Source organism: Aporhodopirellula aestuarii, assembly GCF_023701485.1.
Classification (GTDB): Bacteria; Planctomycetota; Planctomycetia; order Pirellulales; family Pirellulaceae; genus Rhodopirellula; species Rhodopirellula aestuarii.
In genome coordinates, this window is record NZ_JAMQBK010000031.1 from 137235 (window position 1) to 149700 (window position 12466).

9 protein-coding genes are annotated in these 12466 nt (G+C 57.7%); 5 read left to right on the forward strand and 4 right to left on the reverse strand.

The window, feature by feature from the left end; translation table 11 throughout:
• Positions 1 to 16 precede the first annotated feature (16 nt).
• A complete protein-coding gene (locus NB063_RS12260; RefSeq protein WP_250929014.1) occupies positions 17 to 487 on the forward strand; it encodes a hypothetical protein in 471 nt (156 codons plus the stop codon).
• Positions 488 to 865: 378 nt separating this feature from the next.
• Here NB063_RS12260 and thrS read toward each other — a convergent pair whose 3' ends face one another.
• Entirely contained in the window at positions 866 to 3073 is a 2208-nt protein-coding gene (thrS, locus tag NB063_RS12265) for a threonine--tRNA ligase (RefSeq protein WP_250929015.1), read from the reverse strand.
• Between the two features lie 326 nt (positions 3074 to 3399).
• On the opposite strand from thrS, the gene NB063_RS12270 reads away from it, so the two are divergent.
• Entirely contained in the window at positions 3400 to 4896 is a 1497-nt protein-coding gene (locus NB063_RS12270; protein ID WP_250929016.1) for an EF-hand domain-containing protein, read from the forward strand.
• Positions 4897 to 4936: 40 nt separating this feature from the next.
• Here the strand turns inward: NB063_RS12270 and NB063_RS12275 are convergent, their stop codons facing one another.
• Positions 4937 to 5605 carry a PilZ domain-containing protein gene (locus tag NB063_RS12275; protein WP_250929017.1) on the reverse strand — a complete coding sequence of 223 codons (669 nt, stop codon included), beginning with the start codon at positions 5603 to 5605 and terminating at the stop codon, positions 4937 to 4939.
• Positions 5606 to 5852: 247 nt separating this feature from the next.
• Between NB063_RS12275 and NB063_RS12280 the strand changes: the two genes are divergently transcribed.
• The 3 genes from NB063_RS12280 (at position 5853) to trpA (ending at position 9994) form a co-directional block, all read left to right on the forward strand.
• On the forward strand, positions 5853 to 7775 hold the full coding sequence (locus NB063_RS12280; protein ID WP_250929018.1) for a hypothetical protein: 1923 nt from the start codon (positions 5853 to 5855) through the stop codon (positions 7773 to 7775).
• Between the two features lie 58 nt (positions 7776 to 7833).
• The gene (locus tag NB063_RS12285) at positions 7834 to 9057 is read left to right on the forward strand and encodes a polysaccharide biosynthesis/export family protein (RefSeq protein ID WP_250929019.1); all 1224 of its coding nucleotides are present in this window, start codon (positions 7834 to 7836) and stop codon (positions 9055 to 9057) included.
• A gap of 85 nt (positions 9058 to 9142) precedes the next feature.
• The gene (gene trpA / locus NB063_RS12290) at positions 9143 to 9994 is read left to right on the forward strand and encodes a tryptophan synthase subunit alpha (protein WP_250929020.1); all 852 of its coding nucleotides are present in this window, start codon (positions 9143 to 9145) and stop codon (positions 9992 to 9994) included.
• A 54-nt stretch (positions 9995 to 10048) separates the two neighbouring features.
• On the opposite strand, the gene NB063_RS12295 is transcribed toward trpA, so the two are convergent.
• Positions 10049 to 10921: a cysteine peptidase family C39 domain-containing protein gene (locus NB063_RS12295; RefSeq protein ID WP_250929021.1), complete on the reverse strand. Its 873-nt coding sequence runs from the start codon at positions 10919 to 10921 to the stop codon at positions 10049 to 10051.
• A 166-nt stretch (positions 10922 to 11087) separates the two neighbouring features.
• Positions 11088 to 12416, reverse strand: coding sequence for a S26 family signal peptidase (locus NB063_RS12300; protein ID WP_250929022.1), 1329 nt, complete (start codon positions 12414 to 12416; stop codon positions 11088 to 11090).
• Between the last annotated feature and the right edge of the window lie 50 nt (positions 12417 to 12466).

Here is a 12466-nt window from a genome sequence, read left to right on the forward strand (position 1 = left end):
CTGACGTATTGTCATCATGAAGCCAGCAACGATCAGCGAACTCAAGAAGGCGCTCGCTCCGTTGCCACGTGATGAATTACTCGACGCGTGCGTGCGATTGGCTCGTTTCAAGGTCGACAACAAAGAGTTGTTGACCTACTTGTTGCTGAAGTCGGACGACGAAGCGGGCTATGTTGACGAGGTTTGTGCCGAGATCAGCGAGCAATTGCCGGCCAGCCGTTCGATCCACAAAAAGACGCTGCGGAAAATCATCCGCACGATGGATAAATGCATCCGCTACTCCGGCGACAAAGAGACGGAGTTACAGGTGCGAATTCATTTCTGTCGCCAGATCGTTGAGCGGAAAATCTACTTCGGTCGCTGCCGCGTGAGCGCCAACATGTATTTGACGCAAATTAAGAAGATCGAAAAAGCACTCGAGAAAGTGCACCCCGACCTTCAATTCGACTTCCGCGAGCAAATGATCGGCCTGGATGAGTATGTCTAACGTCGCCCATTTGCTCTGCAAATGGATGGGGCGAGCAACCGTCGCCTTGGATGCTTGCATCAACCTGGATGTTCATGATGCGAGGCACAAGCCAAGGGGACAAATCGCGGAGCGATTGGGCGACTGTCGCCCATTTGCTCCGCAAATGGACAAGGCATGCAACTTTCGCCTTGCGTGCTCGCATCATCGTGGGTGTGTCTTGATGCGAGGCACAAGCCAAGGGGACCAATCGCGGAGCGATTGGGCGACTGTCGCCCATTTGCTCCGCAAATGGACAAGGCATGCAACTTTCGCCCTGCGTGCTCGCATCAACGTGGGTGTTCATGATGAGAGGCACAAGCCAAGAGGACCAATCGCGGAGCGATTGGGCGACTTTGCTCAATACTCGTGCGACGTGTCGCTGGATTCTGCGATCGACACGGTGGACGAGCGGACCGCTTGGCGTACCGTGCGATTCTTGACTTCGTCGGTGAGTCGGGCGATCGCTTCGGCCACCGGCATTGATCCGAGGTCACCGTCGATCCGGTCACGCAGTGCGAGATGTCCCATCTCGGCTTCCTTGGGTCCGACGACGGCCATGTAATTGACCAAGTCCAACTGGGCGTTGCGAATCTTGGCTTGCACCTTGCCATCACTCGAATCCACGGTGACTTTCAGCCCAGCTTCATCAAGCTGTTTCGCAACCGCCACGGCGTAGTCCAGCGATTTATCGCTCAGCGGTAAGACGCGGACCTGTTCGGGTGCGAGCCACATTGGGAATGCACCAGCAAAGTGTTCGATCAACATCCCCGTGAACCGTTCGAGCGATCCAAACGGAGCTCGGTGAATCATGACCGGTTGATGCGTTGCGTTATCGTTGCCTTTGTATTCGAGCTTGAATCGCTGGGGCAGGTTGTAATCCAACTGCACGGTCCCGAGCTGCCAGGATCGGCCGATACAATCTCGCACCATGAAGTCGGCCTTCGGTCCGTAGAACGCCGCCTCTCCGGGCTCTTCGTTGAATTCCATTCCCGAGTGTTGCAACACGCCGCGGAGTGCTCCCTCGGCGCGGTCCCAGTTCTCTTCGCTGCCGACGTATTTACTGCTGTCCGGATCACGCAACGACAATTGCACACGGTAGTCATTGAGTCCGACCGATTTGAGAACGAACTGAGTCAGCTCGATCGTTGCTCGGAATTCTTCTTCGACTTGATCGGCAGTGCAGAAGATGTGGGCGTCGTCTTGAGTCAAACCGCGGACACGCATCATTCCGTTGAGTTCACCGGTTTGTTCGTGGCGATACACCGTTCCGAACTCGAACAACCGCAACGGCAATTGCCGGTACGAACGAGGCTGGGCGGCGAAGATTTGACAGTGGTGCGGGCAGTTCATCGGTTTGAGCAAGTATCGCTCGTTGACGAGTTGCCAATCGTGCAGCGCCTTCTGCTTCGCTTCGACCGACGCGGAAGGTTTGTAGTCCTTCAGTTTGACGCCAAAAACTTCCGCGGCGGCGATCAGCTTTTCTTCGTCGTCGCTGCTGAGTTTGCCTTCTTGCAATCGCGTGTTCCACGCATCGAGCAATCCACCGACTTCGCTGCCGAACAGCGGTGCGAATTGGCTGTCCCGATAGTACGGAAAGTGGCCACTGGTTTCGTATAGTTCGACGCGTCCGATGTGCGGGCTGTAAACCGGATCGTATCCACGTGAGAGCAACTCTTTGCGAAGAAAATCTTCCAACGCGACACGAACGCGGGCACCTTTGGGGAGCCACAAACAGAGCCCTTGGCCGACCTCAGGATTGATCGCAAACAGGCCGTGCTGTTTTCCGAGCACGCGGTGATCGCGACGGCGGGCTTCTTCGAGTTGCTCAAGGTACGCCGCAAGTTCTTTTTTGTCGAAAAACGCGGTTCCATAAACTCGCTGCAACTGGCGACCTGATGCATCGCCCTTCCAATACGCCCCGGCGACGGACAGCAATTTGATCGCTTTGATCATGCCAGCGTGAGGGATGTGGGGGCCGCGGCACAAGTCGACAAATTCGCCCTGGCGATAAAAACTGACGGTCGCCTGATCGCCCAAACCGGTTTCGATGTGTTCGACCTTCAGATCTTGGTCGAGATCGTCGCAAAGTTTGCGAGCCTCGTCACGATCGAGGATGAACCGTTCGAAGGGTTCCTTGTCTTTGATGATCTTTTTGATTTCGGCTTCGATCTTTGGGAAGTCGTCTTCGCTGATTTTTTCGGGCAAATCAAAATCGTAGTAAAAACCGCCCGACGTGGTCGGTCCAAACGCCAGCGACACGCCTTTGTAGACACGCATGATCGCGCGAGCCATCACGTGAGCCGCCGAGTGACGCAGCACATCGAGAGCGGCGGCATCGCGGGTGGTCAGCAATTTCAAGGGAACCGCACCCTCTTCATTGGCCAATTCGCCTAGCGGACGAAACGAGTCCACGACTTTCCCATCCACCTCGGCCGCCACCACGCTACGAGCCAATCCCTCGCTAATCCCGCGAGCGACATCCATCGGAGTGGTGTCACTGGGATGACTTTGGACGGTGCCATCGGGCAGGCGAACTTCAACGTTTTGGACTGAAGCGGTAGACATGGTTGGGAGGGTGAAGATTGAAGGGAGTTAATGTTGAGAACGGGCACACTGATTTCGTTGTTGAGTTGGCGTGCTCTCGCAGATATCGCAGGATAGCGGTTTTGACAGGGAAAGAGAAACCTCGGTTCGGTGGGAAATCGTGATGCCGAGGCCCCAGCAAAATCGGCGTTTTCCGGGCTTCGTCAAGGATCCGATTAGAATATCGGGGCAGCCGGAGCGAAACTCAGACGCCGGTTCCGGGGTTTCAACCCCCGCACGATCGCACAAACGCGATCCGTTTTCCCGGTCCTCACCGCGACTAATCCCTTTTCACCTCGCTCAATACCATGTCGATGACCCATTTGAACGCGTCACCGCGAATCACGACTTTCATCATGGCCCTCGTCATCCTCGGCATTTCCGCAGGTCAGGCCACCGCCCAACGCGGTGGTGGTGACAGAGGAGGAGACCGTGGGGGTGGAGACCGTGGGGGCGATCGAGGTGGAGACCGCGGAGGTGGAGACCGCGGAGGTGGAGACCGCGGAGGCGACCGGGGCGGAGACCGTGGAGGCGGTCGGGGCGGATTCGGCGGTGGTCCTCCCGGTGGCGGATTTGGCGGCGGACCTCCCGGCGGCGGATTCGGTGGCGATCGAGGAGGACGGGGCGGGGGCGACCCGAGCAGTTTTCTTTCGCGTCTGGACCGCAACGGGAATGGTCAAATCGATCCTGATGAACAAGAAGGTCCTGCTGGCTTTTTGATCCAACGACTGCAGTCGATGGATTCGAGCATTAAACCCGGCCAGCCGATTTCGATCAAAAAAGTCTCCAGCGCATTCGAAAAAATGCGTGGTGGAGGTGAGGGAGACGATCGCGACCGGGGTGATCGCGGACGCTCAAGCGAAAACACTGATCCGACCGCTGTCGAACCACTGGTACCGGGTTTCGGGCAAGAGATGGCCCTGCTGCCATTGCTCGGTTTCGGCCCGACCGCCGACATCATGGCGGTTGCCCCCACCGCCGCGGATCTCGCCGAAGCCCGTGACACGCTACGGCGATACGACCGCGACAAAGACGGCCAACTCGACAAAGAAGAAATCAGCCGAGGACGCTTCTGGGGCACTCCGCTCGACTTCGACCGAAACGGCGATGGCAAATTGTCCGAGTCCGAATTGGCAACTCGTGAAGCTGTCGAACGCGCCGGCAAAGAAGCCGACCGCAATAACGGACGGGATGATCGACGACGCAGCGAGCCGGAAAGTCGTGAACCGATCCTCGAAGATTTCGAAGGCCGGCGTTCCTACCGCGTTTACGCAGCTCCCACCCCCGAAGGAATGCCACGGTTCTACACCGACCGCGATCTTGATGGCGACGGACAAGTCTCCATGAGCGAATACACGTCCGAATGGAACGACAAACTCATCAACGAATTCTATCAGTGGGATCAAAACCAAGACGGAGTGATCACCGCCAACGAAGTCTATTCGGGGGTGAACAAAGGCTACACGGCCAGCGATACCCGCCGGGGAATTTCGCCCAGCTCTGACACCATGGTTTCGGCCACTTCGAACTCCTCATCAAGCTCGTCGACGCCCTCCAGCTCAACTCCGAGCGTTCCGGAGGCCCCCAAACTCGAGATGCCGAGCGAACCACCTAGCGAAAGGATGATGGCGGCGTCCAGTAAGATCGTTTCGAAGTACGACACCAACGGAGACATGGCACTCTCGGCCAGCGAATGGAGCAAGATGTTAATCAGCCCTGCGGGAGCCGATTTCGATGGCGATGGACGTGTCACTGTGCTCGAGTACGCCGGGTATCTGACAGCCAAATCGAACAGACGGAACTAACCCCCAATCAGCAATTCAACCACCGGCTTCGGATCCCGATTTAGCTTCGCGCGGTCAGGGCATCGTTGATAGCGCGTGCCGAATTCAGATTTTGAAAGATGCAACCGCATTCAAACTGATTGCCGAACGGTTTGACCCATTTGACCGACACGCTCCCGCTTGCCCCCGAAGGCGTGGTGAGCAACAACCGTTCGGTGACGCTTAATTCCTGATCGGAATGAATGCGCACACCCGTCGTGGAAAAATCTTCGAGTGTCGCAACCTTGACCGTCGGATGCCCGTGAGCCCGGCGGAGCTGAATTTTGGTCCCCACAGTCGTTCTCGCTTCCTGACGCCGCGTGACCAAACCCTCTGCGACCATCTGATCGATCACCTTGCCGTCCATCAAACGTCGGAACCGAAACCCGAACGTGTTGCTGCCGACAGAGGTTTGCTGGTTCCAGCACAGTCGACCGGCCACCTCCAAATCGATCGCCCCTGACTTGTCTCGAATGCGCAGCACCGCCACCGACATTTCTTCGGGGTGAGCCAGCGAAACTTTGACCGCGCAGCCACCCACGCTGATATCTGCCATTTGACAGGGATGACGAACGACATCGTCCTCCTGCAGCACAAGAAGTTCGGCAATCAGGTTTTCCGTGTTTCTGGCGCGAAAACGATCACAACTACGATTTTGCGCACTGCCGGGCGTGGACGGGTTGGCGGGCATAGAAACGTGTTCCGTATAGGGTGAGCCAAGGGTCTGCTCAAGTGTAGAACACGTTTAGCACCCCCCCGACAGAATTGTGTCAATCTAGCAGCGGTAATTTGTGACGATTCTTCCGGTTGTTCGGCGTGTAGTGGACATTCGGCTGGACCGACTGACAGAATCAGCACACTCCACCACGGCCGTGTTCCGATGAGACGAGAGAACGGGATCACCACCGATGCTCCGCGCCATCATTGAGAGACACGTCATGAAACATTCACCGCTGATTGTCGTCGAATGCCGTCGTGCAAAAAGAATGCTGCTTTCGGCAGCGCTGGTTGGTGCGGCAGGATTTTCAAGCTTCGCCTCGGATGCCGACGCGCAGCAAATCAATCCGTTCGTAACCCAGACGCGTGAAAATAGCATCTCCATCCCTGGGACATCATTGGGTCCGGTCGCGCAGGCGAGATTGCAAATGCCCCAAGTCCATACGGAGGGGCATTCGTCAGGGCCGGCTGCTCCCGCGAACCTCGCCTCGCAGTCGCCATCGACGACCGCGATCAGCCCCACGGGGCCGGTTGCCGTCGGTCCGGATTGGTCTGCGTTCACGCCGCAATCGTTCCACGAAGAACCTTTGCCCGCGTATGCGACATCCTCAAACACCGGCATGCGTCCCTCGCGACTCCCCGTGGCGGACGGAAATCAATTTGCCGGCGGAATGCCCCCGGCAAATCCACCTAACTTAGCGACCACACGCGGCACCCTGGCCAGCGCCGCCCGTCAACGATCGCAATTTGTCGCCTCCACCACCCCGCCGCCGACCTCCGGAACCACCGTTTACCTCACGTCGCAAACGGCTCAATCACAAATCGACGAGGCCGCGAAATTGCTTCGACAAGCCAGTCTGGAATACGACTGCGCCGCCTACGCTTCGGCCGAAACCTCCGCTTGGGACGCGTTGGAAAAAGCCGCCCAAGCGATCGATTTGGCTGCGAGTAACTCGCCTGCACAAAACGCTTTTAATGCACCACAACGCATCAGCGCCCTCGAACAGCTTCATGAAGGACGACGAGCGATCCTGGAAGCCCAAGACTTCGTCGGACCGTTCGCCCATGAGGACCGACAAGCGATCGCTCGTCTAGCGCGTGCGCACCAGACCGATGTCGTTCGCAAAACGTTGCCGCCGATCACCGCGAGGTATTCCGCCGAGGCGCTCGCCCGGTTGGATCGATCAGCATCTGACTCGAACGCCTCCACGGATCTGCCCACGGCGAGTGAAGCGATCGATCGCTACCTGGATTTTGCACGGACCAAACTCAGCGGAATTGCAGCGCAAAGTCTGCTCGCGGCACAAACGATGGACTTGCTCGCCGCGATACGACTCGGGCGTGCCGAATCGACCCAACTGCCAGGCCCGACTGCAATCTGTTTGCGGCGTGCGGCGGTGCAAGGTCAAAGCGACAATGCCGATTTGGTCGCAAAACTGGGCCACCATCTCGCCGACATCGGCCTGCTCGACGAAGCCCGATGGGCACTGGGCCATTCACTGACGCTGCAACCCAACCCGGCCAACGAAGCACGCTTGACGCGTCTGAACACCTCGGCGCATCGCAAAGCTTCGTCATCACCCTACGGCTCTTCGATCTTGGCGGCCACACGCCCTCACGTGCCACAACAAGAACAACCAAATCGTGTACCGGAGATCACCACGATGTCGCCGCAGATGTTCGCGGCGATCTCACACAGTGTGATCCCCGGATCACCTCAGTCCACCAAAGCGGCTCCTCAGCCATCGGCAATGACGCCCGAAGTACAGTATCAAGCCGCCGCTGCCACCACATCGAATGCCAACGCAGCAAACGGCAACACGTCCAACGTGGCCACATCAAGCCCCACGGCGCCGTCACCCAGATCATTCTTCCGAGCCGTCACGGCATCCTTCAGATCACCCACCGGCCACAACGAACCGTCGAATTCGCCGCCCGCTAACGAACTGATCTCTCCGCCGTCCTCGCAATCGTATGCCCCGCAAACGTATGACAGCACCTCTCAATACGGCAATGCAAATCCGTACGGCGGCACTCATTCCACCCAGGCAACACCTGCCAGCTACGCAACGCCTCCTGAACCCGACCAACGCGAAGGACGAGTGAGTTCACGACTGCTACCCGGATTAAAGAAATGGTGGTAGCGGTCCGATCCTGCTCGTCACCCAACCCGCATTTATTCTTTGTCGAGACGTTCCCAGCATGATCCCTCTCTCTCATCGCCAAGTGATTCGACTGACGACGACCATTGTGATCGTTGGCGTGCAAGCATTGTTGGCTTGTCCGTTGTTCGCTCAAACGTATTCGGATCGACCTCACATCGTTGAGCACGGGCCTCCTTTGAGTTCAACGCACAGTGGATGCACGACGTGCGGCACAGCCATGATCATGGGACCGCAAGGTTACGGATGTCCGAGATGCATGATGGGTGTCGACTGCGCGACCGCGTGCGGCAGCGAAGCACGATGGCAAGACATGCGTCCGATGCGATTCGATGCCTACGGGCCAGGTGGATACGCCGGTCCCTCACGTCTGCAACATCTCGCCAAGTACCACGTCCGGCCCGGTGACGAAATCCAGATCGTGTATCTGGTCACGCGCCGCCAAGACAACGGGGAGTATCGCTTGATGCCGGGTGATGAAGTTTCGATCGAATCGATCGCTGACAAAGATCTCGATCGCGGCACGTTAGAACGCGGACTGCTGATCCAACCTGACGGAACGATCACTGTTCGATTGCTCGGCCAAATCCAAGCGGCCGGTTTGACTGTCCAAGGTCTGCGTTCACTTCTCGAACGAGAGTACGAAGCGTTTTACGACGAACCGGCGATCGACGTCACTCCGGTACGCACCAACACGCTCGCCGAAGACATCCGCGCCGCCGTCGGTGGCTTAGGTGGATTCACTGCTCAGGCGATCACGGTCAAAGTGATGCCCGACGGACACATCCGCGTGCCGGGAATCGGAGGCGTCAATGTGCAAGGGCTCACGCTCGAGCAACTCAAACGCGAAATCAATCTGCGCTATGCCGAGGTCGTCGTCGGGCTCGAAGTCGAACCGATCTTGACGCAGCAGGCCCCTCACTTTGTTTACGTGCTCGGTCAAGTCGGCGCGCCCGGTCGCCAAGAATTGAGCACCCCGACAACCGTGATGGGGGCGATCGCGTCCGCCGGCGGCCATTTGCCCGGCGGAAACCTCCGTCAAGTCGTGATCTTCCGCCGCGCCGAAGATTGGCGTTTGGTCTCCACGATGCTCGATCTCAACGGAGCGATCCGCGGGAAACGCCCCACCCCCGCCGACGAAATTTGGCTGCGGGACGGAGACGTCGTGATCATTCCTGAACGCCCGATTAAGATCTTTAACAACTTTGTCACTCAGGTGTTCACCGAAGGTATCTACGGTATCATTCCATTTGACGGCTTTTAGGTCGTCCGGAACGACATCTAACGCGATCGAGCACAGTCATTCGCGTTTGCTGACACAGATACCCCTTCACGCCTGAGCCCATGGCATGTCCGAACTGAAACGTCTTTTCGAAACGCTCGCCACCCAAAATCGCAAAGCGTTGATGCCGTTTGTTACGGCGGGCGATCCAGGAATCGAGACCACTGCCGCCGTCATCCGAGCGGCGCAAGACGCCGGTGCCGATCTCTGCGAAGTCGGAGTCCCCTACAGCGACCCGATCGCGGACGGCCCCGTCATCCAGGCTTCGTACCAACGGGCACTCGACGCGGGGTTCCGATTGCAACATCTGTTTGACCTCGGCCGGGAACTCACCCAACCCAATCCGACCAAAGTCACAATGCCCCGCGTCACCATGGTCAGCTACTCGATCATCTATCGCGTGGGGATGGCTAAGTACGTCGAGCAAGCGATGGCGGCGGGGTACTGCGGCGCGATCGTGCCCGACCTATTGGTCGAAGAAGCCGAACCACTGAGCAAGATTTGCCGCGCCGCCGGTTTTGACCTGATCCAGCTCGTCACCCCCACCACTACCCGTGACCGGCAGCGACGGATCGCAGAACTAACAACCGGATTCTTGTACTACGTGTCCGTGACCGGAATCACTGGTGAACGTTCAGCGTTACCGTCCGACATCGTCGACAGCGTTTCTTGGTTGCGAGAGCAAACCGACCTACCGGTTTGCATCGGATTCGGAATCAGCAGTCCGGAGACAGCCGCACAGCTCGCGCCGATCTCCGACGGCCTGATCGTCGGATCAGCCATCGTGCGTCGGATCGCCGAAGCGACCGATGCGGCCAAACAAGCTGGCGGGAACCCGACCGAAGCGGCAGCCAAAATCGTCGGTTCGTTCTGTGCCGAACTGCGGACCGCGATCGACGGGGCACTCGTCAAAACCTGATCGATGGCATGGTAGGTCGGTCACACTGAGCGATCAAACAACAGACAGCGACGACTATCGCTTTAGATAGATCGCTTCGCCGGTGATCCGTCGACGGAGTTCATCGTCCGACCATGAGATCCTGCCAACGGCTGGATCACCGATCAACCATCGTCCGCCATCCGTTTTGCCCAACACGGTGATGACGTGACCGGAATATCGGCTACCGAGAAATCGATTGCCGATCGGTTGTCCCGGAAACGCTTCAAAACTCACCAACGCTACGTTCGGCAATTGCCCCGCCTGCAACCAGTCGGTCGGATCTTTCGCCGCCACGCAGGTTTGCAAACCGTGTTCATTCGCCACCGTTTTGAGACCGCGGTAAAGACCCAGTGGAGCCGTCCCCAGCGTGCTGCTTAAACAAGCATCCGCCAACACATCCTCACGCGATTCGACACCGTTGAGTTTCAACAACGTCGCCGCCGCAGCCGGGGCGCAACTCGCCGAATGCGATTGCAAGCAGATGCCATTTTTCCACTTCGGTGAAGGATCCAGCGTCAACGGAAACAAAACCGGACGTGCAATCGGCGTCGCCACATACCCGACCGCCAAGATCATCAAACACGCCGTGACGAACGGACGGACAGCACGACGCAAACCGCGGGTGTGCCCCACCAAACCACTCGTGAACCCAAGCGCGATCGGCGTGACGTTGGACCAATACAAGGCCGAACTGGACGTGATCGCTTCGGCCCAAACCAGACGACCGAAGTAACTCCAGGCCAGCAGAAACGCTAGCCCAACGGACACAGCAAGGACCAAGTTTTCGAGTCGCTGAGACTTCAACTTCCAAAGATGTCCGAGACGATAAGCCAGGAGAGTCAAGACCGTCATCGCAATGACTGCGAGAGCCAATTCGATATCGATCGAAGACAATCCTGAGGTCATGATCTGCCCCTCCAGGCGTTTTACATCCGCATTTTTTGCGTTGGAAGCATTGAAACTGGGTTTATGAATTTCACGTTAAGAGCATATTAACAGTGTGAGAAGCCTACGGTAACTCTAATGTTCGGCAATCAGACGGCGTCGACACAAATTAATATGCGACAAACACTCAATCATCAGCGCAAAGAGGGAAATCACTCAACCGACCCACGATTTCGCGCGAACGGACGCTTCCCCAGTGCCTGCTATCGATGGATAGCGGCAGATTGTCGCCGACTACAAACCACTCATCCGCACCGAGATGTAAGTGCGTGAGAGAAAAGGGGGCACCCGTTGTTAACGTGTTCCCAGCCTTCCATCCCGACGCAGTCCGAACGGACTCATCGCGTTGCGAATCGAAACGGTTTGCGGAAACACGTGTTGAAGAAGCACGGTACACAAGGTCTCGATACACCTCCAAATCGCGAATCCGCACCGCAGGTAGCGTTGCAGTGACGTCCGACATTGCCTGCCGATCATCGTGATGCGAGTGATGCAAACGTCGTTCCAAAAACAGCCCGACGGGACGAGTGGCTGACAAACGACGCTCGAACTCTAGCTGAATGCTCGCAAAATCAGCCTTCGCAACCACTTCGTGAGTGGCAGGCCCAAGAGGCTCAACGGTGGAGGCGTGGTTTATCGACGGATCGATTGGCCGAACATGACTCCGCAAAACGTTGCCTGTTTCGGACAAACCATGCTGAACGTGTCGCTGGACATCGATCCCCGCCGGCGTCCAAAATCCGTTCCAGACCACTAGGTCAACGTCGTCGAGAGAGGACTCGCTGGATACGTGCATTTGCAGCGACACGCCATCTGCCGGGAAAAGCTTGCGTTGGATTCCAATGTTTCCTGGATAGTCGTCGAGGATCCGCACCGGGCGAACGGCTCGATAAACCGAACGGTTTTCATAGATCAACCATCCGCCACCGGCAGCCGACTCCCAGCTCCGGTCGTCTTGGCGTATCCAGCCCGGTTCGGACAGATCGTCCTCGTTTTGCACATCCGCTCGCCAACGCGAGACCTGACGGTACCGATCAAAATCCACCGGGATTGCCGGGTCGGACGGCAACGACGGAGGCAATCCATCGACGAGCAGACCACCCGACTCGTCGACCGAAACGACTTGGCCTGGCCTCGCGACGATGCGTTTGACGTGCTCGTTGGAAACATCCTGATACCGTCGTACCAAGACCACGTCACCACGGTGGAGTTCTTCGTCGGAGCACGAAACCACTCCGATGATATCCGGAGGTGTCGCGGGACTTTCGAGCACGCCCCGCAACTGGTTAACGTCGTATCCGGTTCCGCAATGCCAGCAAACAACGTTTGCCCCTCTTCCCGACTCGCCAACGCATTGTTCGACCGCCCTGTGCAAAATCCCTCGATCCACGCGGGTCACCATCTCGCAGTGATCGCAGGTGATAAAATCTGACGCGTCCCATAAGGTCGGGTTCATCGACGGCCCGGCAACGCGGTAGCGGCTCTCTCGATCTGCTCGCGGAGATC

What these genes read in the sequence shown, in the direction of transcription:
- NB063_RS12260 (WP_250929014.1), top strand. Translation starts at nt 17, where the DNA reads ATGAAGCCAGCAACGATCAGCGAACTCAAGAAGGCGCTCGCTCCGTTG.
- thrS (WP_250929015.1), bottom strand. Translation starts at nt 3,073, where the DNA reads ATGTCTACCGCTTCAGTCCAAAACGTTGAAGTTCGCCTGCCCGATGGC.
- NB063_RS12270 (WP_250929016.1), top strand. Translation starts at nt 3,400, where the DNA reads ATGTCGATGACCCATTTGAACGCGTCACCGCGAATCACGACTTTCATC.
- NB063_RS12275 (WP_250929017.1), bottom strand. Translation starts at nt 5,605, where the DNA reads ATGCCCGCCAACCCGTCCACGCCCGGCAGTGCGCAAAATCGTAGTTGT.
- NB063_RS12280 (WP_250929018.1), top strand. Translation starts at nt 5,853, where the DNA reads ATGAAACATTCACCGCTGATTGTCGTCGAATGCCGTCGTGCAAAAAGA.
- NB063_RS12285 (WP_250929019.1), top strand. Translation starts at nt 7,834, where the DNA reads ATGATCCCTCTCTCTCATCGCCAAGTGATTCGACTGACGACGACCATT.
- trpA (WP_250929020.1), top strand. Translation starts at nt 9,143, where the DNA reads ATGTCCGAACTGAAACGTCTTTTCGAAACGCTCGCCACCCAAAATCGC.
- NB063_RS12295 (WP_250929021.1), bottom strand. Translation starts at nt 10,921, where the DNA reads ATGACCTCAGGATTGTCTTCGATCGATATCGAATTGGCTCTCGCAGTC.
- NB063_RS12300 (WP_250929022.1), bottom strand. Translation starts at nt 12,416, where the DNA reads ATGAACCCGACCTTATGGGACGCGTCAGATTTTATCACCTGCGATCAC.